Annotated in this window: 22 protein-coding genes; 12 read left to right on the forward strand and 10 right to left on the reverse strand. The window is 73.3% G+C overall.

The features are described 5' to 3' along the window. Positions 1–100 precede the first annotated feature (100 nt). The 5 genes from ACFYT4_RS25665 (at position 101) to ACFYT4_RS25685 (ending at position 5,522) form a co-directional block, all read left to right on the forward strand. The gene (locus tag ACFYT4_RS25665; RefSeq protein ID WP_389273504.1) at positions 101–613 is read left to right on the forward strand and encodes a MaoC family dehydratase; all 513 of its coding nucleotides are present in this window, start codon (positions 101–103) and stop codon (positions 611–613) included. 2 nt (positions 614–615) lie between these two features. Continuing rightward, the gene (locus tag ACFYT4_RS25670) at positions 616–1,821 is read left to right on the forward strand and encodes an acyl-CoA dehydrogenase family protein (RefSeq protein WP_389273507.1); all 1,206 of its coding nucleotides are present in this window, start codon (positions 616–618) and stop codon (positions 1,819–1,821) included. Between the two features lie 169 nt (positions 1,822–1,990). Beyond that, entirely contained in the window at positions 1,991–2,647 is a 657-nt protein-coding gene (locus ACFYT4_RS25675) for a phosphatidylserine decarboxylase (protein ID WP_389273510.1), read from the forward strand. Then, positions 2,634–3,488, forward strand: coding sequence for a CDP-diacylglycerol--serine O-phosphatidyltransferase (pssA, locus tag ACFYT4_RS25680; protein WP_389273513.1), 855 nt, complete (start codon positions 2,634–2,636; stop codon positions 3,486–3,488). Before ACFYT4_RS25675 ends, pssA begins: the two co-directional genes overlap by 14 nt. A 189-nt stretch (positions 3,489–3,677) precedes the next feature. Further along, on the forward strand, positions 3,678–5,522 hold the full coding sequence (locus ACFYT4_RS25685; protein WP_389273516.1) for an AMP-binding protein: 1,845 nt from the start codon (positions 3,678–3,680) through the stop codon (positions 5,520–5,522). Here ACFYT4_RS25685 and ACFYT4_RS25690 read toward each other — a convergent pair whose 3' ends face one another. Both ACFYT4_RS25690 and ACFYT4_RS25695 read right to left on the reverse strand, forming a co-directional pair. Next, a complete protein-coding gene (locus ACFYT4_RS25690; RefSeq protein WP_389273519.1) occupies positions 5,523–7,196 on the reverse strand; it encodes a GNAT family N-acetyltransferase in 1,674 nt (557 codons plus the stop codon). It abuts the gene before it with no gap. A 297-nt stretch (positions 7,197–7,493) separates the two neighbouring features. Continuing rightward, complete coding sequence (locus ACFYT4_RS25695) at positions 7,494–8,609, reverse strand: glycerate kinase (protein WP_389273768.1); 1,116 nt, start codon at positions 8,607–8,609, stop codon at positions 7,494–7,496. Between the two features lie 114 nt (positions 8,610–8,723). Between ACFYT4_RS25695 and ACFYT4_RS25700 the strand changes: the two genes are divergently transcribed. From ACFYT4_RS25700 to ACFYT4_RS25715, 4 genes are all read left to right on the forward strand, one after another. After that, the gene (locus tag ACFYT4_RS25700; RefSeq protein WP_389273522.1) at positions 8,724–9,794 is read left to right on the forward strand and encodes an ADP-ribosylglycohydrolase family protein; all 1,071 of its coding nucleotides are present in this window, start codon (positions 8,724–8,726) and stop codon (positions 9,792–9,794) included. A gap of 64 nt (positions 9,795–9,858) precedes the next feature. After that, positions 9,859–10,341, forward strand: coding sequence for an NUDIX domain-containing protein (locus ACFYT4_RS25705; protein WP_389273771.1), 483 nt, complete (start codon positions 9,859–9,861; stop codon positions 10,339–10,341). Positions 10,342–10,447: 106 nt separating this feature from the next. After that, positions 10,448–11,026, forward strand: a complete 579-nt coding sequence (locus ACFYT4_RS25710; protein ID WP_389273525.1) for a DUF6506 family protein — start codon at positions 10,448–10,450, stop codon at positions 11,024–11,026. A 110-nt stretch (positions 11,027–11,136) separates the two neighbouring features. Continuing rightward, entirely contained in the window at positions 11,137–11,856 is a 720-nt protein-coding gene (locus ACFYT4_RS25715) for an NAD-dependent deacetylase (RefSeq protein ID WP_389273527.1), read from the forward strand. A 208-nt stretch (positions 11,857–12,064) separates the two neighbouring features. On the opposite strand, the gene ACFYT4_RS25720 is transcribed toward ACFYT4_RS25715, so the two are convergent. The 6 genes from ACFYT4_RS25720 to ACFYT4_RS25745 form a co-directional block, all read right to left on the reverse strand. Beyond that, a complete protein-coding gene (locus ACFYT4_RS25720) occupies positions 12,065–12,568 on the reverse strand; it encodes a methylated-DNA--[protein]-cysteine S-methyltransferase (RefSeq protein WP_389273530.1) in 504 nt (167 codons plus the stop codon). Beyond that, positions 12,565–14,058, reverse strand: coding sequence for an AlkA N-terminal domain-containing protein (locus ACFYT4_RS25725; protein WP_389273533.1), 1,494 nt, complete (start codon positions 14,056–14,058; stop codon positions 12,565–12,567). Before ACFYT4_RS25725 ends, ACFYT4_RS25720 begins: the two co-directional genes overlap by 4 nt. A gap of 220 nt (positions 14,059–14,278) precedes the next feature. Next, positions 14,279–14,809, reverse strand: coding sequence for an O-acetyl-ADP-ribose deacetylase (locus ACFYT4_RS25730; RefSeq protein ID WP_389273536.1), 531 nt, complete (start codon positions 14,807–14,809; stop codon positions 14,279–14,281). Positions 14,810–14,851: 42 nt separating this feature from the next. Further along, positions 14,852–16,270 carry a phytoene desaturase family protein gene (locus ACFYT4_RS25735; protein ID WP_389273539.1) on the reverse strand — a complete coding sequence of 473 codons (1,419 nt, stop codon included), beginning with the start codon at positions 16,268–16,270 and terminating at the stop codon, positions 14,852–14,854. A 263-nt stretch (positions 16,271–16,533) separates the two neighbouring features. Continuing rightward, on the reverse strand, positions 16,534–17,358 hold the full coding sequence (locus ACFYT4_RS25740) for an inositol monophosphatase family protein (protein ID WP_389273542.1): 825 nt from the start codon (positions 17,356–17,358) through the stop codon (positions 16,534–16,536). A 262-nt stretch (positions 17,359–17,620) separates the two neighbouring features. Then, positions 17,621–17,824, reverse strand: a complete 204-nt coding sequence (locus ACFYT4_RS25745) for a hypothetical protein (protein WP_389273545.1) — start codon at positions 17,822–17,824, stop codon at positions 17,621–17,623. 192 nt (positions 17,825–18,016) lie between these two features. Here ACFYT4_RS25745 and ACFYT4_RS25750 point away from each other — a divergent pair, with 192 nt between their 5' ends. Beyond that, a complete protein-coding gene (locus ACFYT4_RS25750) occupies positions 18,017–19,075 on the forward strand; it encodes a biotin/lipoate A/B protein ligase family protein (protein ID WP_389273548.1) in 1,059 nt (352 codons plus the stop codon). 235 nt (positions 19,076–19,310) lie between these two features. Here ACFYT4_RS25750 and ACFYT4_RS25755 read toward each other — a convergent pair whose 3' ends face one another. Together ACFYT4_RS25755 and ACFYT4_RS25760 are read right to left on the reverse strand one after the other, a co-directional pair. Continuing rightward, complete coding sequence (locus tag ACFYT4_RS25755) at positions 19,311–20,795, reverse strand: amidase (RefSeq protein ID WP_389273550.1); 1,485 nt, start codon at positions 20,793–20,795, stop codon at positions 19,311–19,313. A 407-nt stretch (positions 20,796–21,202) separates the two neighbouring features. Further along, on the reverse strand, positions 21,203–21,385 hold the full coding sequence (locus ACFYT4_RS25760; RefSeq protein ID WP_389273553.1) for a hypothetical protein: 183 nt from the start codon (positions 21,383–21,385) through the stop codon (positions 21,203–21,205). Positions 21,386–22,048: 663 nt separating this feature from the next. On the opposite strand from ACFYT4_RS25760, the gene ACFYT4_RS25765 reads away from it, so the two are divergent. Beyond that, on the forward strand, positions 22,049–22,300 hold the full coding sequence (locus tag ACFYT4_RS25765; protein WP_389273556.1) for a DUF6400 family protein: 252 nt from the start codon (positions 22,049–22,051) through the stop codon (positions 22,298–22,300). Further along, on the forward strand, positions 22,284–22,529 hold the full coding sequence (locus ACFYT4_RS25770) for a hypothetical protein (protein WP_389273558.1): 246 nt from the start codon (positions 22,284–22,286) through the stop codon (positions 22,527–22,529). Before ACFYT4_RS25765 ends, ACFYT4_RS25770 begins: the two co-directional genes overlap by 17 nt. The last annotated feature ends 52 nt before the right edge of the window (positions 22,530–22,581 follow it).

A 22,581-nucleotide genomic window follows, 5' to 3' on the forward strand; every position in this document is an offset into this window, starting at 1 on the left:
CGACGAAGCCTCCCGCAAAATGGCCCTCGTCATCTCCGGCAAAGGCCGCGCCGCCGGCATGACCCGCACCACCACCTTCCACCCCCCGGAGGCCTAAACCATGCAGTTCGGCCGCACCTATGAGGAATTCAATGTCGGTGCCACCTACAAGCACTGGCCCGGGAAAACGGTCACCGAATACGACGACCACCTGTTCTGCCTCCTCACCATGAACCACCACCCCCTCCACATGGACACCCACTACGCCGAAACCTCCACCGACTTCGGAAAGAACGTCGTCGTCGGCAACTACATCTACTCCCTCCTCCTCGGCATGTCCGTCCCCGACGTCTCCGGCAAAGCCATCGCCAACCTCGAAATCGAATCACTCCGGCACATCGCCCCCACCTTCCACGGCGACACCCTCTACGGCGAAACCACCGTCCTCGCCAAAACCCCCTCCCGCACCAAGAACGACCGCGGCATCGTCCACGTCGAAACCAAGGGCTACAAACAGGACGGCACCCTCGTCTGCGTCTTCCGCCGCAAAGTCATGGTCCCCACCGAGACCTACATCAAGGCCCGAGGCGGAGACCAGCCCGGCAGGCCCGAACCGAAGGAGCAGGTGAAGTAGCGATGGCGCGCCTCGCCCAGACCCACGGGCTGACGGACGTTCAGCAGGAGATCCTGTCGACGGTCCGTGATTTTGTCGACAAGGAGATCCTTCCGGTCGCCACCGGACTGGAGCATCGCGACGAGTACCCGACCCAGATCGTCGAGGGCCTCAAGGAGCTGGGGCTGTTCGGGCTGATGATCCCGGAGGAGTACGGGGGTCTCGGCGAGTCGCTGCTCACCTACGCCCTGTGCGTCGAGGAGATCGCCCGCGGCTGGATGTCGGTCTCGGGCATCATCAACACCCACTTCATCGTGGCGTACATGCTCAAGCAGCACGGGACCCAGGAGCAGAAGGACACCTTCCTGCCCCGGATGGCGCTGGGCGAGGTCCGGGGCGCCTTCTCGATGTCGGAGCCCGCCCTCGGCTCCGATGTGTCGGCGATCACCTCGAAGGCCGTCCGGGACGGGGACGAGTACGTCCTCGACGGCCAGAAGATGTGGCTCACCAACGGCGGCACGTCCAACCTGGTGGCCGTTCTGGTGCGCAGTGACGAAGGACACGCCGAGGACGCACCGCCGCACCGGTCGATGACGACCTTCCTGGTCGAGAAGGAGCCCGGCTTCGGCGAGGTGCGCCCCGGCCTCACGATCCCGGGGAAGATCGACAAGATGGGCTACAAGGGTGTGGACACCACCGAGCTCATCATGGACGGACTGCGCGTTCCGGCCGATCGGGTACTCGGCGGCGCCACCGGCCGGGGTTTTTACCACATGATGGACGGGGTCGAGGTGGGCCGGGTCAACGTGGCCGCGCGCGGCTGCGGGGTCGCCCGGCGCGCCTTCGAGCTCGGAATCTCCTACGCCCAGCAGCGCCACACCTTCGGCCGGGCGATCGCCGAGCACCAGGCCATCCAGTTCAAGCTGGCCGAGATGGCTACCAAGGTCGAGGCCGCCCATGCGATGATGGTCAGCGCGGCACGCAAAAAGGACTCCGGGGAGCGAAACGACCTGGAGGCCGGGATGGCGAAATATCTCGCCTCCGAGTACTGCAAGGAGGTCGTCGAGGACGCTTTCCGTATCCACGGCGGATACGGCTTCTCCAAGGAGTACGAGATCGAGCGCCTCTACCGGGAGGCCCCGATGTTGCTGATCGGTGAAGGCACCGCCGAGATCCAGAAAATGATCATTGGCCGCCGGCTGCTGGAGGAGTACCGACTCCAGGGCTGATTGTCACCTTTGAGTCGGTTCGGCCGCGAAGAAGATCACACCCTGTCATTGCCTTCCGGCCGCCGACTCGACTTCTGGCTTTCCCAGTTGCCGCCCGCAGACGCTAGCATCGCCGGAAGAGCCGCCGTCCCCGTTGCCAGCGCGGCATCATCCGCTACGAAGGTCATCCATGCCCCACAGCCAAACCTCTGCACCACGCGACGGCTTCCCCAGGGGACGCCTTGCTCGCGGAGCATCGCCGTGGCTTCTGCCGACCGTCGCCACCGCAGCCATCAGCCTGGCCCGTGCGCGCCGCTCCCGGCGAGCCGCGGTCATCGCCGTGCCCGCCACCGCGCTCGCGGCGGGCATGCTGTGGTTCTTCCGCGACCCCGAGCGCGAGATCGCCCGGGGCCGGGTGATCTCGCCCGCCGACGGTGTGGTGCAGAGCATCATGCCGTGGAAGGACGGCCGCACCCGCGTCGCGATCTTCATGAGCCCGCTGAACGTACATGTCAACCGGGCGCCGCTGGCGGGCACGGTGACCTCCGTGGAGCACATCCCGGGCGGCTTCGTGCCGGCGTTCAACAAGGAGAGCGAGAACAACGAGCGTGTTGTCTGGCACTTCGACACCGAGCTGGGCGACATCGAGATGGTGCAGATCGCGGGTGCTGTCGCCCGGCGCATCGTCCCGTACATCCCCGAGGGCACGAAGGTCGAGCAGGGCGACCGCATCGGTCTGATCCGCTTCGGATCGCGCGTCGACATCTACCTCCCGGAAGGTGTCGAGGTCGCGGTCGAGGTCGGGCAGACCACGACCGCGGGGGTGACTCGCATTGACCGTGATTGATCCTGATACACAGGCTGGCTGGGTCGCCGAGGCGGACAGCAAGGACGAAGCGGAGGAGATGCCCCTCTCGCTCCGGTTGTCGATAGCGGACACCCTCACTCTCGGTAACGCGACCTGTGGATTCATGGCGGTGTACTTCACCACCACCGGGATCCTCATCCCGCATCTCACGGGCAGCCAGGAGACCGGCATGGCCCGGCACAGCGCCGCCACCGCCGTGATCCTGATGCTGCTCGCGGCGATCTTCGACCTCTGCGACGGGCTCGTGGCGCGCAGGCTGCGCAGCTCGCCGATGGGCGCGGAGCTGGACAATCTCTCGGACCTGATCAGCTTCGGGCTCGCCCCGGCGTACTTCGTGCTCGTCTACGGCATGGTCGCGGACGACGCCCATCAGAACGTCTCGGCGGTGGCCGCGATCGCGGTGCTGCTGGCGGTGGTGCTGCGGCTTGCGAGATTCTCCTGCGTGACCATGAAGGACGGCATGTTCCAGGGCATGCCGAGCCCCTTCGGCGCGCTGACGGTCGTCTCGATCGTGCTGCTGGAGCTGCCGTTCATCCCGACCCTGCTGGCGATCATCGGTACGGCATGGCTGATGGTGAGCCGGGTCGAGTACCCGAAGCCGCGGGGAGTTCTCGCGGTGGCGATGCTCGGCTGGATCGTCTCCGCGATGGGGCTGCTGGCGGCGTGGGCGTTCGACGCCCCGGGCGGCCAGCTGCTGCTCCAGACCGGCTGCGCGCTCCAGGTGGTGCTGGGCGCGGTGATCCCGCTCTTCGCGACGGCCCGCCGGGTGAACACCTTCCGTGACAATCGCCGGGAGGCGCGGGCGGCTCAGCTGCCCTGACGGTGTGTGGACGAGGGCCCGGGCAGCGGACAGCGCCCGGGCCCTCGCCGTATCCGGGCCCCGGGAGCCCCCGGCACAGGGCGCTCGGGACGACAGCAGATGACAGCGCAGACTCCGCCGCCCGGCCGGACCCGCCGGCGGGACGCGGCCCCTCGTCAGGTCCCGCGCCTTCTGGGATCATCGGCGTCCATGTCAGGGGGAACGCTTCATCAGCTGTTCGAGGACAGGGTACGGAACGGGCAGGACCGTACCGCCGTGATCACCGACCGCGTCCGGCTGAGCTACGGCCAGCTCGACGCACGGGCCAACCGGCTGGCCCGCCATCTCACCGAGTCCGCCCGCCTCCCGGCCGGCGGGCTCGTCGCGATACGCACCCTCCGCAAGCCGGATGTCCTGGTCGCCGTGCTGGCCGTGCTCAAGGCCGGCGGGGCGTACACGATCGTCGCGCCGGACGTACGGGAGCCCCGGGGCGTCGCCGACGCGCTCGCCGTGATCAGCCACCGCGTCCATCTCGGCCGCGTCGAAGGCCGCGGGGACCGGCCTCTCGTCCTGCTGGACGCGGACGCGGCGGCCGTCGAGCGCCACCCGGACGGCCCGCTGGACGCGGCCGTGGGCGAGCGGGCGGCCGTGCTGTTCACCGCGGGCACCACCGGCCCGCCCAAGGCCGTTCCGGTCTCGCACCAGCGGCTGCTGGCCGCTCACGAGGGCTGGTCCGGCGTCTACCTGCTCACCCCGGACGACCGGGTGCTGGTGACGGCCCGGCCCCGTGCGGCCGGCTTCGCCCTGGGCTGTCTGCGCGCGCTCTGCTCGGGCGCCACCGTGGTGCTGACGGCCGGCGAGACGTACACGGTGGCCGACACCGACCCGTGGACCGCGAGCTCCCTCCTCACCGGCGCGCACCGGCCCGCCGCACTGCGGCTGCTCGCGGTCGGCGGGGAGCGGCTGCGGCTCGATGAGCACGTACGGCTGGAGCGGCTGCTTCCGCCGGGTTCGCGGCTGATCGGCGTCTACGGGCCGGCCGAGGTCGCCGGCTGCGGCACCTGGTTCGAGACCGGGCAGCTGCCGGGCCCGGTGACGGACCCCGAGCGGCATGTGTATCTCGGACAGCCGTTCCCCGGCTGCGGGGTCCGCATCCGCAAGGGGCAGATCTGGCTGACCCCGCCGGGCGGCGGCGACGCGGTGGCCACCGGGGACCTGGGGCGGCGGGACGGCGACGGCCCGCTGGAGTTCCGCGGCCGGATGGCGGACCGGGTCAAGGTGGACGGGCGGACCGTCGACACCTACCGGGTCGAGGCCGAACTGGCCGCGCATCCCGGTATCCGCGACAGCGTCGTCGGCGCAAGCGGCCGACGGCTCATCGCCTACCTCGTCCCCGAACCCGGGAGCCTGCCGGGCAAGACCACCGTACGGAGCCATCTGACGGGTGCCGTGCCGCGGGCGGACATCCCGGAGACCGTCGTCACGGTTCCCGCGCTGCCACGCAACGAGGCGGGCAAGGTGGACCGGCGCGCGCTAGTACGCCCGCCGGGGCAGGCACGGAGCAGGGCGTCGGCCGGCAAGGGCGGCGGGGGCGGGGCCGATCCGGCGGGGCTCCAGGCCGTCGGAGGCGTCGTGGCGTTCGTGGCGGCGGTCATGTCGTTCACGGCGACGGACGTCCTCTGGCCCGGTTCGACGGATCTGTCGATCGTGCCGGACCCCTGGGCGTGGTTCTTCCGCGGGCTGTACGTCGCCGAGGGCCTGGCCTTCGCCGCGGGTGCGGGGTTCCTGATCGCCGGGCGGCGGCCGATGATGGCGCGGGGCGGCTCGTGGGGGCTGACCACGGCCGCCCATCTCGCGGTCGTCTATCTCCTGGCCTCCTGGTGGCCCCAGGACAATCTGTACCGGCTGGCGGCCAAACAGGACTGGGAGCGGCAGGCCGCCCTGGTCTATGTCTTCAATGTGCCGCTGATGATCGCGGCGGGGATCGTCGCGGTGTGGGCGGTGCGCCTGCCCCGGGCCGTGCCCGGGAAGGCGCCGGGGTCCGCGCGGGAGTGATCACCGGAAGAGGTCCGCGAGGGCGCGGCAGGAGGTGCGCACCAGCGCGTCGGCGGCGTCGAGCCGGGCGGCCGTGCGGGCCGCCAGGATCACCCCGAGATACGGGTCGGGGGCGTCGGCGGCGGTCGGGATCGACGGTACGAGCACGGCGTCGATCCCGGCGCACCTCGCCGTCAGGTCGGTGAGGAACGCGATCAGCTCCCCGTCGGGCAGGCGCGCGCCCAGCGGGACCCGGTCCAGGGAGCGTACGAGATGGTCGCCGCCGCGGATCTCGTCGAGCCGCAGCTTCACCATGAACGCGGCGGACGGTCCGGTGAGGCGCAGATTGGTCTCCGTCGGGGCGAGCCGGCCGCCGGGCCCGGTCACGAAGTCGACGTCGTACCAGCCGCGGTATCCGGCCGCGGCGAGTTCCCGGCCGACGGCGTGCCCGAACCGCAGGGCGGGCCCGGTCAGGGTGTCCGGTACGGCGCCGGGGCCGGCGGTCGCGCCCCGGTAGGCCGTGTCCACGACGTCCATCGCCGCGACGCCGACGTCATGGACCTCGCCCCGGGCGTCCACGAGGCCGTCGTACGTCGGCCGGGTGCCGTCGCCCGCGATGTACTCCTCCAGCAGCAGGGGGCCTCGGGGCAGTTCGCGGGCCCGCACACGGCCGGTGACCACACGGGTGCCGGAGCCGCCCGCGCCGTGCTCGGTCTTGACGACGGTGCCCGCGCCGGAGCGGGCCCTCGCGGCGATCAGCCGGGCCGCGGCGCGGCGGGTGGCGGGCGTCCACCGGTCGGGTACGGCGATCGCCGGGTGCGTGGGGGCGAGGGTGCGGAACAGGGTGTGGGAGGCGCGCTTGGACTCGTACGTGAGGGCTCCGGGCGGGAGCGGGGCGCCGGTCAGCTCACCGGCGGCCGCCGTGTGCCCCCACGGCACGAAGGGCAGGCCGAGGGCGCGCAGCCGTGCGATCAGGGCGGGGCGCGCCAGCAGGTCCGTCTCGGTGAGCCCGTCGTACACGTCGACCTGGGCCCAGCCGAGCTGACGCCCGACCAGCGCGGTCCACTCCCGTGGTACGGGGCGGGGAAGCACCAGCGCGGCGGGGTGCGGGCTCGCGAACGCGGCGAGACAGGAGTAGTGGGCCGCCGCGCCACGGGACTCCCGTGTCGTGCCGCCGAACTGGCCCTGGAACTCCGCCGCGTTGCCGAGGTGGACCGCCCTCCGGCCGCCGGTCCACGCCTGGGCCCAGGCGGCGCGGGGCGGGAGGTCGACGTCCAGCCGTGGCATGGCGGCGGGGCCGATCCCGCACGGCCGGGCGCCGAGCCCGCGGTAGAACGCCTCCGCGTGCGGGTCCGACTCGATACGGAGACGCCGGAAGCCGAGGGCGCGGGCCCTGTCGGTGACATGGGCGTACAGGGTCCGTCCGATGCCCTGCCGGATCCTGTCCGGCTCGACGAACAGCAGGCCGAGCACACCGTCCGGGGGCTCGCCCTCCAGAGAGGCGATGCCGGCGAGGCGGGCGTCCTCGTCCTCCGCGACGACGATACGGCGGGGTGCGATCTGGTCGGGCGTGACGGTCAGATGGCCTCTACACGCTTCCATGAACGCCGGTCCGTAGCCCCAGTGGGCCTTCGACCGCAGAAGGAGTCGGGTGATGCCGTCGGCCTCGTGGGGTTGCGCGTCCCGTATCCACACGGGGTGAGGCTAACGCGCCCTCGCGACCCTGCGCGGGGTCCCGCGACGGGCGGAGGGTCCTGGGCCCGGTGGTCCGGCCGCTTGGGGACGGACCCGGGCACCCCCAGCCCGCCCGGCGCTTGACGACGGACCGTGACCACAGGGGCGGTCACACAACAAGGCAGCCGCGCCCGAGCAACCTCAGCCCGTCCGGCGATTGAGGACGGACCCGAGCGCCCTGCACAGCCACACGTCAGGACACCCGCACCCAGGCAACCAGAGCCCGCCCGGCGCCCCAGAACAGAACCGCACCCGCGCTCAGCGGAGAAAGTCCCGCGCGATGTCGGACGCGACCCGTTCCAGCAGGTCACCCGCCATCGCCATGCACCTCGCGGGGTCCGGCTCCACCGCCAGGAGAGGGTACGCGCGGCGGATCCCCGCCCGCCCCAGCGCCGCGGGCGGGAGCAGGAGCCGCCCGCAGACCGCGACGACGTCGACGCCCCGCGCACGAGCCGCCGCGGCAACTCCCGCCGGGGCCTTGCCGTGGAGGGTCTGCTCGTCGAGGGAGCCCTCCCCGGTGATCACGAGGGTCGCCCCGGACAGCGCCTCGGCGAACCCGAGGACGTCGAGCATGACCTCGATCCCCGGCCGGAACCGCGCGCCGAGGGCCACCAGCGCGCCGTATCCGATGCCGCCGGCCGCACCCGCGCCGGGCGACTCCGCGGCTTCGGGGCCGAGGACGGACGCGTAGTGCGCGAGGGCCGCGTCGAGCGCCGCGACATCGGACGGCGAGGCCCCCTTCTGCGGGCCGTAGACCGCCGCCGCCCCCGTGGGGCCGGTCAGCGGATTGTCGACATCACCGGCGAGAACCAGATCGACGCTCCCCAGGCGTGGGTCGAGCCCGGAGAGATCGGCGGTCGCCAGGTCGCGCAGTCCTCCGCCGCCCGGCCCCACGGGCACGCCCTCCGCGTCCAGGAACCGCGCGCCGAGCGCGGTGAGCATGCCCGCCCCGCCGTCCGTCGTCGCGCTGCCGCCGACACCGAAGACGATCGTCCGGGCCCCCGCGTCCAGCGCGGCGCGCAGCAGTTCCCCGGAGCCGTGGGTCGTGGCGGTCAGGGGCGCGAGGACGCCCTCCGGCAGCAGCCGGAGCCCGGACGCCTCCGCCATCTCCACGACCGCGGTGCCGTCCCGCAGGGCGTACGCCGCGGTCACCGGCTCGCCGAGCGGCCCGGTGACCCGTACCTCCCGGCGTGCGAAGCCCGCTGCCACGGCCGCCGCGACCGTGCCGTCGCCGCCGTCCGCGACGGGCAGGGCCTCCACCTCCAGGGTGGGCACCACCCGTCGGAGGCCCGCCGTGACCCGCTCGGCGACCTGCACCGCGGTGAGAGAGCCCTTGAACTTGTCAGCCGCCACGAGGACCCGCGCGGGCCGGATCACTGCACCGTCCGTCACTGTGTTTCCTTTGCATTCGAACAGGCAGTCGCGCCGTCCCGACCCTATCCACCCGGTTGCGGCACGGGCCACCCCTCTCCGGGGTAGACCAGACATATGGGCCTACACCAGACGGAACTGACTGACCGGATCCTCGGCGGCTGGCTGGGCAGAATCGCGGGCAACATGCTCGGCAAACCCGTGGAGCGCGGCGAGTACTGGACACGCGAGCGCATCGACCGCTACCTGCGCCGTACGGACGCTCTTCCGCTCACCGACTATCTTCCCGCTCCCCCCGCCGACGCCGCGCCCGGTGAGTTCGACCTGCGCCCGGAGTGGCCGGAGTGTGTGCGCGGCCGGATCCGAGGCAGCTGCCGGGACGACGACGTGGACTACGCGATCCTGGGTCTGCATCTGCTGGAGACGTACGGATTCGGTTTCACGACCGAGCAGGTGGGCGGGCTGTGGCTGAACCTGCTGCCGTATCTGCAGACCTTCACCGCCGAGCGGGCTGCCTACCGCAATCTCGCCAACGGGCTGAAGCCCCCGCTGACCGCCTCGTACGACAATCCCTACCAGGAGTGGATCGGCGCCCTCATCCGCGCGGACGTCTTCGGCTGGACCTCCCCCGGCGACCCGGGCCGCGCCGCCGCGCTCGCCCGACGGGACGCGGTCCTCTCCCACCAGGGAAACGGCGTGTACGGCGCGATGTGGGCCGCGGCCGTGATCGCCGCCGCGTTCACCGCGGGCGGGCCGCGCGAGGCGATCGAGGCGGGCCTCGCTCAGGTGCCGTCGGGCAGCCGTCTCGCGCGGACGGTCCGCCACACGGCCGCGCTCCACGAGTCGGGCGCCGGGTGGGCCGACACGCTCACGGAGCTGGAGAGCCGCACCCGGGGCCTCGGCTGGATCCACGCCGTTCCCAATGCCGGAGTCATCACCGCAGGACTGCTCTACGGCGGGGGTGACTTCACCCGCACGGTCGCGCTGACGGTGCGCGGCGGGCTGGACACCGACTCCAACGGGGCGACGGCGGGCTCGGTGGCGGGTGTGCTGTGCGGCGCGTCCGCGATCCCCGCGCGGTGGACCGCGCCCCTGGAGGACCGGGTGCGCAGTGCGGTGTTCGGATTCGACGGGGCGCGGATCAGTGAACTGGCCGCCCGTACGGTTCAGTTGGCGTCCGCCGCCTGACCGTCCCGGGTCCCGCCGGTCCGCCCGCCCCGCCGCGCCCGGCGTCTAGGCTTCCGGCGTGACCATGGACTACTCCGCGTATATCGCGACCCTTCCCCGCGTCCTCTCCGGTGCCGCCACGCTCTTCCGCGACGACCGGGGCCGGGTGCTCGCCGTCGAGCCCAACTACCGGGACGGCTGGGCCCTGCCGGGCGGCACGATCGAGTCGGACGGGGGCGAGACACCCCGCCAGGCCGCCCGGAGGGAGACCCTGGAAGAGATCGGGCTCGATGTGGAGCCGGGCGCGCTGCTGGCGGTCGACTGGACGCGCGGTCCGCTGCGCCCGCCGATCGTGGCCTATGTGTACGACGGCGGGGTGCTGACCGAGGCGCAGCTCAAGTCGATCAGGCTCCAGGAGGAGGAGCTGCTGTCCTGGCGGCTGGTGGACCGTGACGAGATCCCGGGCCTGCTGCTGGGGTCGCTCGGCGGCCGGGTGCTGGCCGCGCTGGACGCGCTGGCGTCCGGGCGGGGTCCGGTGGAGCTGGTGGACGGCCTCCCGGCCGGCTGATCCCGCTCCCGCCCGGCGGGAACAACACGCCGGGGGCGCCCGGTTGACCGGGTACTGAAAGGTGCTGAAGGCACGGGAAGTTACCGAACGGACTGCGGAGGCGCTCATGCCCGGTGACAAGGCCATGCTGTTCATGGCGGACGCGACGGAGCCGGTGCGGACCGGCCCCGAGGGAGCGGGGACCGTGATCGCGATGGTGCCCACGCCCACCGCCGCGGCCGAACTGGCGGCCGAACTGGTCGAGCAGGGCGTCGACACCATCGAACTGTGCGGCGCCACGGGATTCACCTGGGTGCCGGAGGTCGAGGCCGCGGTGAAGGGCCGCGCCCGGGTGGGCACGGTGGTCTTCGGCTTCGAGTCCCTCCTCGACGTCGCCCGCTACAAGCGGCGTGCCACCGAGGGCGAGTCCCAGACCGCCCTGTTCATCCATGTGCAGGAGGGCGCCGACCCCGAGGTGGACCGGCTGGAGATCCAGGAAGGCCCCTCGCGTTCGCTGTTCGTCGCGGTGCCGCGCGCGGAGGACGGGGCGGCGGTCGCCGCCGGACTCGCGGACCGGCTCGACCTGATCGAGCTGTACGGAGGGTTCCGGCCCGAGCACGCGAGTGCGGTGATCAAGGCCGTGGGCGAGCGGGTTCCGGTGGGTGTCGCGGTGCACGCGACGGCCCCGCGCCCGGACGGGGCCTGATCCGCGCCGGGTGTCCGGACCCGGGCGCCGGACACCCGGCGCGGCTGCCGACGGGCGCCCGCGGGGAAATCGGTTCGCCGCCGGGGAAGCGGACTGCATACGCTCGCCGTATGACTCTCGTCGCGATTCTCAGCGGCGCCGGTGTCTCCACGGACTCCGGCATTCCCGACTACCGGGGGCCGAACGGGGTGTGGAGGCGCGATCCGGAGGCCGAGAAGCTCGTCACCTACGACTCCTACATGGCCGACCCGGAGATCCGCCGGCGCTCCTGGCTGATGCGGCGCTCCAGTCCGACGTGGTCCGCGCGGCCGAACGCGGCGCATCTCGCGGTGGCGGAGCTGGAGCGGCGCCCCGGCTTCGCCGTCCGGGTGATCACCCAGAACGTCGACGGTCTGCATCAGCTCGCCGGGACGCCCGAGCGCAAGGTCCTCGAACTCCACGGCACGGCGCGTACGGTCGTCTGCACCCGCTGCGAGGCCCGCTCCCCCATGGGGGAGGCGCTCGCGCGTGTGGAGGCGGGTGAGGACGATCCGCCGTGCCTCGCGTGCGGGGGGATCCTCAAGTCCGCGACGGTCATGTTCGGGCAGCGGCTCGATCCCGCCGTCCTCTCGGAGGCGATGTCCGTCGCCAAGGCGAGCGAGGTCTTCATCGCGGTCGGTACGAGTCTTCAGGTGCAGCCGGCGGCGTCGCTGACGGGGATGGCGGCGGACGGCGGGGCGCGGGTGGTGATCGTGAACGCGGAGCCGACGCCGTACGACGAGCTCGCGGACGAGATCATCCGCGAGCCGATCGGCACGGCGCTCCCGCGGTTGCTGCGCGAGCTCGCCTGACGCGTCCGGCCCCTGGGGCCCCGGGCCCCGCGTCCGCCCCTGCGGCCGGGGTCCGTCCTCGAACGCCGGACGGGCCGGGTGGCCTGAGCCCCCGCGCCACCCCGGTGACCCGCACACGTCCCCCGGGCCGTCCTCGAACGCCGGACCGGCCGGGTGGCCCGGCACCACCGCCCGAGCCCGTCCGGTGCCTGCGGTGCCGGGCCCGGTGTCAGAACAGCGCGGCGTCGGTCGCGCCCGACTCGAAGGCCAGCAGGCGCTGCTTGCGGTCCAGGCCGCCGCCGTAGCCGATCAGGCTCCCCGTGGAGCCGATCACCCGGTGGCACGGCACGATGATCGACACCGGGTTCCTGCCGTTGGCGAGCCCGACCGCGCGGGAGGCGTTCGGGTTGCCGAGTTCCTCGGCCAGCTCACCGTAGGTACGGGTCTCGCCGTAGGGGATCCGTACGAGCCGCTCCCAGACACGGCGCTGGAAGTCCGTGCCGGCGAGGTTCAACGGCAGGTCGAAGTCGGTGAGTCCACGGTCGAAGTACTCCTCCAGCTGGCGGACGGTCTCGCCGAACGGCCCGGCCTTCTCGTCCGCCCGGGCGCCGAAGGCCGACTCGTCGGGACGGTGGCGCTGGTCGGTCATGTAGAGGCCGCTCAGGACGCCGTCGGTCGCGACGAGCGTCAGCGGGCCGTAAGGGCTGTCGACGACGGTGTGCTGCCTGATCATGAGCCGGCTCCTGGTGCGGGAAGGTGGTTGATGGGGTGATCGTCGGTGGCCCAGAGGTACTGGACCGCGTACGCCCGCCAGGGCCGCCAGGCCGCCGCGTGCGCGGTGAGTGCCGCGGGCGTGGCGGGAAGCCCGACGTGGGCCGCGGCGCGGCGCATGCCGAGGTCGGTCGGGAGGAAGGCGTCGGGGTCGCCGAGGGCGCGCATGGCGATGACCTCGACGGTCCAGGGGCCGAAGCCCGGCAGGGCGCCCAGACGGGCACGGGCCTCGTCCCAGTCGCTGTCGACGCCGAGGCTCAGGGTCCCCTCGGCGAGCGCGGCGACGAGCGTGGTGAGGGTGGTGCGGCGGCTGCGGGGCAGCGCGAGGGCCTCGGGATCGAGCGCGGCCAGCGCCGCGGGCGACGGGAAGAGACGGGTGAGTCCGCCCTCCGGGTCCTCGGCCTTCTCCCCGTGCGCGGTGACCAGGCGCGCGGCGTGGGTGCGTGCGGCGGCCGTCGAGACCTGCTGGCCGAGTACCGCCCGTACGGCGAACTCCGCCGCGTCGACGGTCCTCGGCACCCGGCGGCCGGGGGCTTTGTCCACCAGCGGCTGGAGCAGCGGATCGGTCCGCAGCCTGTCGTCGACGGCGACGGGGTCGGAGTCGAGGTCGAGCAGCCACCGGCAGCGGCTGATCGCGAGGGTGAGATCCCGGGGGTCGGTGAGGGAGAGCCGGCACGCGATGTGGTCGGGGTGCGGGGTGAGGGCGACGATGCCGTGCCCGTACGGGAGGCGCAGGGTCCGGCGGTACGCGCCGTCCCGCCACTCCTCCACGCCGGGTACGGCGGTCGCGGCGAGGTGTCCGAAGAGGTTGTCGGGGTTGAGGGGCGCGCGGTACGGCAGCCGGAGCGCGATGACCCCCGGGGTCGGCGCGGGCGCGGCGGCGCCGCGCCGTGCGGACCGGGCGCGCAGGTCGCCGGGGGCGAGGGCGAAGACCTCGCGGACGGTGTCGTTGAAGGTGCGGATGGAGGCGAATCCGGCCGCGAAGGCGACCTCGGCCATGGGGAGGCCGGTGGTCTCGATCAGGATGCGCGCGGTCTGGGCGCGCTGGGCACGGGCGAGGGCGAGCGGCCCGGCGCCCAGCTCGGCGAGGAGCTGCCGCTCGACCTGCCGGGTGGAGTAGCCGAGGCGGGCGGCGAGCCCGGGGACGCCCTCGCGGTCGACGACGCCGTCCTTGATCAGGCGCATGGCGCGGGCAACGGTGTCGGCGCGGGCGTTCCACTCGGGCGAGCCGGGGCTGGTGTCGGGCCGGCAGCGCTTGCAGGCGCGGAACCCGGCCTGCTGGCAGGCGGCGGCGCTCGGGTAGAAGGTCATGTTCTCGGGCTTGGGCGGCACGGCCGGGCAGCTGGGGCGGCAGTAGATGCCCGTGGTCAGCACGGCAGTGAAGAACCATCCGTCGAATCGGGCGTCCTTCGACTGGACGGCGCGTACGCAGCGCTCGGTGTCGGTGTGCATGGTTCAAGAATGGGGCATACGACCGGGCGGGGCTGGCGAGAAAACGACATGGACATCCGCCTGCCAGGGGCCGACCGTTTCACGGTGATCAACACCGCCGGGATCGGGCTCGCCGGAACCGCGCTCCCCGGTCCGGGGGTGCCGGGTCCGGTGTCGCGTGGCGCTGCCCCGGCCGGTCACCGCGCCGGCCCGGGCCCGGAAGTCGCCCGGCCGGCCGCTCTCAGCCCCTGGCCGCGAGCGCCGCCGCGAACTCCTCGTACGCGTACGCGTCGAACAGCACGAACCGTACCTCGGTGACGGGCGCGGCCGCCTCCTTCCGGACCGTGCTCACCGCGATCCGCGCGCCGTCGTCCATGGGCCAGCCGTAGATGCCGGTCGAGATCGCGGGGAACGCGATCGTCTTCGCCCCCAGCCCGGCCGCCACCCGCAACGCCTCGCGGTAGCACGAGGCGAGGAGGGCACTGCGGTCGTCGTCCCGGGACCAGACGGGTCCCGCCGTGTGGATCACATGGTCCGCGTCGAGCCGGCCGGCGGTGGTGGCGACGGCCTGTCCGGTCGGCAGGCCCTTGGCGTACCGCGAGGCGCGCAGGGCGCGACAGGCGGCGAGGATCTCGGGACCGCCCACGCGGTGGATCGCCCCGTCGACACCGCCGCCGCCGAGGAGGGTGGAGTTGGCCGCGTTGACGATGGCGTCGACATGCTGCCCGGTGATGTCACCGCGCACGAGAACGATGGACGGCTGCTGCGTCATGGCGTCATCCTCCCACCCGGCAGGGGGTGTTCAGGCCATGATTCAGCGGACGGCGCGCAGGCGTCGCCAGACGGCCCTCGCCGCGTGGTGGCCGGACATCCCGTGGACGCCCGGGCCGGGCGGGGTCGCGGACGAGCAGAGGAAGACGGCGGGGTGGGCGGTGGCGTACGGCACCCGGGCGAGTTTGGGCCGCAGGATCGTCTGGAGCCCGGAGAAGGCCCCGCAGGCGATGTCGCCGCCCACGTAATTGGCGTTGCGGGCGGCGAGTTGCGGCGGCCCGGCGACCGCGCGGGCGAGGACGAGGTCGCGGAACCCCGGTGCGAAGCGCTCCAGCTGACGCTCGATCACCTCGGTCGCGTCGCCCTCCCAGCGGGCGGGGACATGGCCGTACGCCCAGAAGACGTGCTTGCCCGCGGGGGCCCGGGACGGGTCGACGACGCTGGGCTGCGCGGTGATGAGGAACGGGGTCTGCGGGTCGCGCCCGGTGACGGCGGCGGCGAGTGCGGCCTCGATCTCCCCGGCGGTGGGCCCGATGTGCACGGTCCCGGCCGCACGGGCCTCCTTCGCGGTCCAGGGGACGGGCCCCGACAGCGCATAGTCGATCTTGAAGACGGAGGCACCGTAGTGATAGCGGTCGTACGCCCTGCCGAGACCGGCGATCCTGGCGAGCGCGGTCGGTGAGGTGTCGAAGACGTACGCGCGGGCCGGGGGCAGTTCGTCGAGCCGCTTGACCTCGACTCCGGTGTGGATCGTGCCGCCCTGCTCGCGCAGGTACGAGGCGAGGGCGTCCGAGATCGACTGCGATCCGCCGCGCGGGACGGGCCAGCCGTTCGCGTGGGCGGCGAGCGCGAAGATCAGGGCGATCCCGGAGGTGGCCATGCCGGAGGCGGGCGCGATGGCGTGGGCGGCGAGCCCGGCGAAGAGGCCGCGGGCCTTCTCGCCCCGGAAGCGGCGCGCGATCCACGTGGCGGGCTGGATCGCGGTCAGCCCGAAGCGTACGAAGCGGTACGGGTCACGGGGCGGCCTCTCCCAGGGCGTCCGCAGAAAGTCGGCGGCGATGGCGTCCCAGTGGCCGATGTAGGGGGCGACCAGCCGGCGGTAGGTCCCGGCGTCCTCGGGTCCCAGGGACATCGCGCTCTCCCCCACCGACCGGCTGAGGAGGGCGGCGGTGCCGTCGGGGAAGGGGTGCGCCAGCGCGGGCTCGGTCGGGAGCCACTCCAGGCCGTGCCGCTCCAGGGGCATCGAGGCGAAGGCGGGTGAGCCGATGCCGAGGGGGTGCACGGCGGAGCAGGGGTCGTGCCGGAAGCCCGGCAGGGTCAGCTCCTCGGTCCGCGCGCCCCCGCCGACGCTGTCCAGCGCCTCGAACAGCGCCACGGAGAAGCCGCGGCGGGCCAGTTCCGCCGCGGCGGTCAGTCCATTGGGGCCGGCCCCCACGATGACGGCGTCGAGCATCGATGGCACCTTGGGACTCCTTCGTCGGCCGACGTCCGGAGGCCCAGGATATTCCGGCCCGCGTCCGGCCGGTCCCCGGGTGCGGTCGGGGCGTGACAGGGGGTGGGCCGGACGCGGGACGGGGCGGGACGGAGCCCGGGAGAGCCGCGCGGATCACCGGCACACGGCGGCCGGTCACGGGGCACACGGCCGGGTACGGCACCCGGGTGGTGCCGGGCGCGGCGGGCACCGCTCTCCGGCACCCGGCACACCCGCTCCGGTCCCTCCCGGGGTCAGCCCGCCGCCAGCAGGCTCCGGACGCGCTCCGCCGTCGCCGCGTCCCTCGCCGCCGTGAAAGGGAGGCTGTTGCCGCCGCCGATACGGAAGGGCTCGCCCGTGACGGTCAGATGCGCCCCGCCGGACTCGGTGACCAGAAGCAGACCCGCCGCGTGGTCCCAGGCGTTCTCCCAGGAGAAGGCGATCGCGTCCAGCTCGCCCCGGGCGATGGCGAGGTACTCCATGCCCGCCGATCCGCAGGGGCGGGGGCGGACACCGTCCGTGTTCAGCCCGAGGAGGGCGCGCTTCTGTTCGGGCGTGGTGAAGTCGGGGTGGGAGGTCGCCACCGTGAGGGCCGCACCGGGCTCGGGAGCGCCCGGCCGGAGCAGTGCGCCGCCCAGGTACGCGCCCCCGCCGCGTACCGCCGTGGCCAGTTCGTCGAGGGCCGGGGCGTAGGTCCAGGAGGCGAGCAGCTCGCCCCGCTGCGCGAGCGCCACCAGGGTGCAGAACCGCGCCTCCCCCCGGACGAACTGCCGGGTGCCGTCGACCGGGTCCACGATCCAGACGGGCGCGTCGCCGTGCAGGTCCCCGTACACCGCGGGGTCGGCGTGGACCGCTTCCTCGCCGACCACCACGGAGCCGGGGAGCAGGGCGGTCAGGGAGGCGGTGAGGTGTTCCTCGGCGAGGCGGTCGGCCGTGGTCACCACGTCGTGCGGACCGCTCTTCTCGACGATCTCGTGCGCGGCGAGCTGACGGTACCGCGGCATGATCTCGGTGGCGGCCGCCTTGCGGATCGCCTCCTCGACATCGGACAGGTCACCGGACAGAAAGTCATCGATCATATGTCCAGCTAAGCATGGCCGAGAGGGCGTTCCGCGCCAGGTCGCGGCCCCGGCACCGCGCGTTCACCGTTCCCGGGGCGGACGGCCGGTTCGGAGCCATTCGCAGGACAGGACAGGCCCGCCGATACCGGCCTTCGCGCCCGCCGCGGTGAAATGCGTCACTCCCCCGGCCGCGCCCCCGGACGGGGGATCACGGGGCTCGCCCCGCCGGGGCCGCCGTCGGACTCCGTGCCCGCCCCTCGTGCCCGGTGACGGCGGCCTTCTAGCCGAACACCTGGCCGATGCCGCCCCGGCCGTCCTCGCCGTTCCAGATCACGGCCGCCAGCCAGATCGGGAACCAGAAGACCCGCTCCGGCAGGACGGGGGCTGCGAGGAGCCAGGCGACGGGCAGGACGGCGAACAGCAGACAGCAGCACGGGCCACGTCTGCCGCCGGCGGTACGTTGGGGTGTCGGATGAGCGGGCACCCGCCAGAACGTACGCGGCGCCTGCGGTCCGCGCATGAGTATCCGTACCCATGGCCTCGCGTCACGGCGCCCGTAGGCCGTCTCCGCACGGGAGTCCCGGTGCGGCCCGGAGGACACGTGCACGCCCGGCGTACCGTACGAGTCGGAACGGGGACATTCCCGCGGGCGGAGCCCCACAACTGCGGAGGACGCATGCACGGCGAGTACAAGGTCCCGGGCGGAAAGCTCGTGGTGGTCGATCTCGACACGGAGGACGGCCTGCTGCGCAACGTCCGGGTCGCCGGGGACTTCTTCCTGGAGCCCGACGAGGCGATCCTCGCGATCGACGCGGCCCTGGAGGGCGCCCCGGCCGAGACCGGCGCCGCCCAGCTCGCCGCCCGTATCGACGCGGCCCTGCCCCCGGGCACCCAGATGTACGGTCTGACCTCCGAGGGCATCGGCGTCGCCGTACGCCGCGCCCTGGCGCACGCCACCGACTGGACCGACTACGACTGGCAGCTCGTCCACGAGGGTCCCCAGTCGCCCGCGCTGCACATGGCACTGGACGAGGTCATCACCGCGGAGGTCGCGGCCGGGCGCCGCCCGCCGACACTTCGGGTGTGGGAGTGGGGCGCGCCCGCCGTGGTGATCGGCAGCTTCCAGTCCCTGCGCAACGAGGTCGACCCGGAGGCCGCCGCACGGCACGGCATCACGGTGGTGCGCCGGATCAGCGGCGGCGGGGCGATGTTCATCGAGCCCGGCAATACGATCACCTATTCGCTCTCCGTGCCCGAGGCCCTGGTCTCCGGGCTCTCCTTCGCCGACAGTTACGCCTACCTCGACGACTGGGTGCTCGGCGCACTCGCCGGCATGGGCGTCAAGGCGTGGTATCAGCCGCTCAACGACATCGCCACGGACGCCGGCAAGATCGCGGGCGCGGCACAGAAGCGGGTGGTGGGGCAGGGTGGCGGCGCCGTGCTGCACCACGTGACGATGGCGTACGACATCGACGCGGACAAGATGCTCGACGTCCTGCGCATCGGCCGGGAGAAGCTCTCGGACAAGGGGACGAAGAGCGCGAAGAAGCGCGTGGATCCGCTGCGGCGGCAGACCGGACTGCCGCGTGAGGCCGTCATCGAGCGGATGATCGACGCGTTCCGGGGCCGGTACGGCCTGTCCGACGGGAAGGTCACGGAGCAGGAGACGGCACGCGCCCAGGAGCTGGCCGCGACGAAGTTCACGACGGAGCAGTGGACGGCGCGGGTCCCGTAGCCCCCCGTACGCCCGCTCTGCCCGCGGGTCGCCATCCCGCCGCCGCGCGCCGGCCGTCCGGCCGTGCCCCTGCGTCCCGGCCGCCGGGTGCGGTCCGGGGCACAGGGGTCGCGCGATGACGGAGCCGGTGCGGTCCGCAACCCGTGCCGCCGATGCCGACGCGCCGACGGCCGGCAGGTACCGGCGGTCTCCGCACGGCCGGGGCCGTGAGGGGCGGGAACCCGGGGCACGGCTGTCATTCTTCCGCCGGGGCGCCCCCCGAGACCGTGGAGGCGGGCGGGCGCCTCTCGTACCAGCGCCGGTCGGCCTCCAGCTGGGCGGCCAGCGAGATCAGCTTCTCCTCGCTGCCCGCCGGGCCGAGGAGCTGGGCGCCGACGGGCAGTCCGCCCGCGGTGAGGCCGGCGGGGACGTTGACGGCGGGCCAGCCGAGCACGTTCCAGGGCCAGGCGTAGGGGCAGGCCGCGGCCATGGTCGCGTTGGTGCGCCAGGTGCCGAGGCCGTCGAACGTGCCCACGCGCGGTGGCGGGGTCGCGGTCGTCGGGGAGAGGACGACATCGAAGCCCCGGCCTTCGAAGATCTCGCCGATCCGGGTGTGCTGGCTCCTCTCGCGGGCGCGGGCGGCCCGCACCACCCGTCCGCCGAGCACCCGTCCGGAGCGCATCGTGCTGCGGGTGCGGGGGTCGAGCAGCGCGGGGTCGGGGTGCAGGGCGCCGGCTTCGGCGATTCCGGCGGCGGCGCGCGGCAGGAAGCCGAGGCCGATGAGCCCGTACCGGGGGCGGGCCTCCTCGACCTCGTGGCCGAGGCGGGCGAGTGCTTCGGCGAGGGCGGTGACGGCCCGGCGGACCTCGGGGTGCGGGGTGGCGCGGGTGAGGGTGAGCGGGGGCCGCCAGGCGAGGGCGATCCGCAGCCTTCCCGGGTCGCGGCGGGCGGCGGCGGACGCGTCCACGGCCTCCGGCCGGTGCGGATCGTGCCCCCGGAGGGAACGGGGGCCCTGGACCACGTCGAGCAGGAGGGCGGCGTCGGCGACGGTACGGGCCAGGGGACCGTTGACGGCCAGCCCCTGGAAGGCGTCGGTGTACGGGTGGAGGGAGACCCGCCCCCGCTGGGGCTTGATGCCGACGAGATGGGTCCAGGCGGCGGGGATGCGGATGGAGCCCGCGCCGTCCGAGCCGAGCGCGGCGGGGACCAGGCCGGCGGCGACGGCCGCGGCCGATCCTCCCGAGGAGCCGCCCGGGGTGTGCTCGGTGGACCAGGGGTTACGGGTGGCTCCGAAGGCGGGTCCCTCGGTGAACGGCCACTGGCCCAGCTCGCAGGAGTTCGTCTTGCCGACGATCACCGCTCCGGCCGCGCGCAGCAGCCGCACCGACTCGGCGTCCGCCGTGGCGGGCGCGATCTCGCCGCGGCAGCCGAAGAGTGTGGGCAGCCCGGCCACATCGGTGTCGTCCTTGACGGCGACCGGCACCCCGAGGAGCGGCAGCCGCTCCCCCGCGGCGAGCCGGCGGTCGGCGTCCCGGGCCTCGGCGAGGGCCTTTTTCCCGCGGACCCAGCGAAAGGCGTTGACGGTGTCCCGGCTGGCCGCGATCCGCTCGATCGTGCTCGCCACCAGGGATTCGGAGGTGGTGTGACCGTCTCTCAACTGCTGTACGTACGCGGTCAGTCCGTGGAAGTCGGCGGCCGGTGCAGCCGTCCCGGACCCGTCGGTGGTGTCGCTGGTGGACACGAGGGCCGCCTCTCTTCTGCTCGTTCGAACAAACAGTACTGGAGAGTAACCAGCGGGGTGCCGGCAGGCAACCACCTCGGCTCACCGGGGTGGCGGGCGGCCCGCAGGGGCCCCAGACGGTCGGACTACCGGCACAGACAGGGGAGTTGGCGGGGCAGGGACTGTTCTCACGGCCTCCGGAGAGCCGGCTCGGCGGTCGGGAGTTCCTGCCGCGTTCTCTGTTGCCCAAGCCCCCGCTTTCCTGTGGAGCACCCCGGGCGCGGCCACTGGCAACCGGGCCGCCGGCCGTCCTCAGCGACGGACCGCCCCGGGGGCGGCCCGGGCGCACGGGCCCGGGGACCCCGGGCGCGGCATCCATGTCTCGGGGAGGTTCATCCGCCAGACGGGACCGGTCCAGTCGGCTGCCATCAGCCGCCGCCTCCGTGGCCCGTCACGGTGTCCGTGTCCGTATCGGCGCCCCCCGGCGCGTCCGGGCTCATACCGTTCTCACCGGCCACATAGTCGCTGGTCGACAGATACCCGGTGCAGTCGGCGCTCCGGATGACGCCGTCGGCCTCGTAGGCGCCTTCGCCGTACGTGGGATCGCCCATCGTTCCGCTCCCCCTGGTCGGGACGGTCCCGGCCTCAACGGCGGACACAGTACCGACGCGATCCGCACCCAACTGGACCCATATGATGATGTATCACACATCGGGATGACGGTGCCGCCGACCCGGTTCAGCGTCCCCGTAGGCTCCGAACCGGCCCCTGGACGCGCCTCCCCGCACGGGCCTCCGCTCCGCGCGAGCAGGCGGGCGTCCCGGTCGTCGTACGACGTACGAGGAGGACGGTCGGGCGGCGGTCCGGGTCCGCGAGACATCCGGGTCTCGGAGACCCCGGCCGTTCCGGCCCGTGGCGCGTGAGCACGGACTGTCGTCGGAGTCCATACGGACCGCTTCCGCCGGTCGCCGGGTTGCACCCCGGGCGCATGGCCCCGCGGTGTACGTGTTCGACGCGCTCCGGCGTCTGAGCCCACTCCACCCCAGACGGAAGGCCGTGAACTACGTCACAGCTTCATGGGCGGTGCACGTCTGCCGCCCGCGTCTTCGCCATGCCAACGGACCGCCCCTGCCGACCGATCCGAGGGCGTCCCGCCGCAGGGCCGGGCGGAGCGCCGCCCCGGATCGCCCCAAGGCGACTTAGGTCACCCTTCCCTGCCGCCGCGGGTGCCGGTCATGATGGCGGGGTTCCCTCAACACATCGGAAGTATCGCCATGAACCAGGACAACGCGACCGGCCTCATCCCTTTCACGATCGACCTGACCATCGAGGAAGCCCGGCGACGGGCCGAGGTCGTGGCCGCGCTCGGGCCCGACTGGGACCCGGTAGCCGTCCTGCGCTGCGAGGACGAAGCGTACGCCCTCCTCTACTCGGGGCTGGACCCCGAGCAGCAGCGCACCTACGACCGGCTGGTGGCGGCCGGTGTCCTGCCGGGGGAGGAGCCGGGCCGTGCGCCTGCCCATTGATCCACAGGCGGACCCCGCCCGGCGGGCCTGGATCGCGTGCCCCGTTTGTGATGACGCCCGCCACTGCGGGACCTGCGCCGACCGCCGCAACTGCGGCGAGCACTGGCGCTATCTGATCTCCAACAAGGGGCCGGTCGTCCACCTTCAGTGCCCTCGCTGCACGCACATGTGGTCACTCGACACCCGGCCCGGCGCCACCCGCCCCGGCGACGGCACCCCCTGCTCCTGACGAATCGGGCCACCCCGTCCGGCCTCGCCGTCCCGTCGCCGGCGATCATTCG

Source organism: Streptomyces sp. NPDC004609, from assembly GCF_042873655.1.
Taxonomy (GTDB): domain Bacteria; phylum Actinomycetota; class Actinomycetes; order Streptomycetales; family Streptomycetaceae; genus Streptomyces.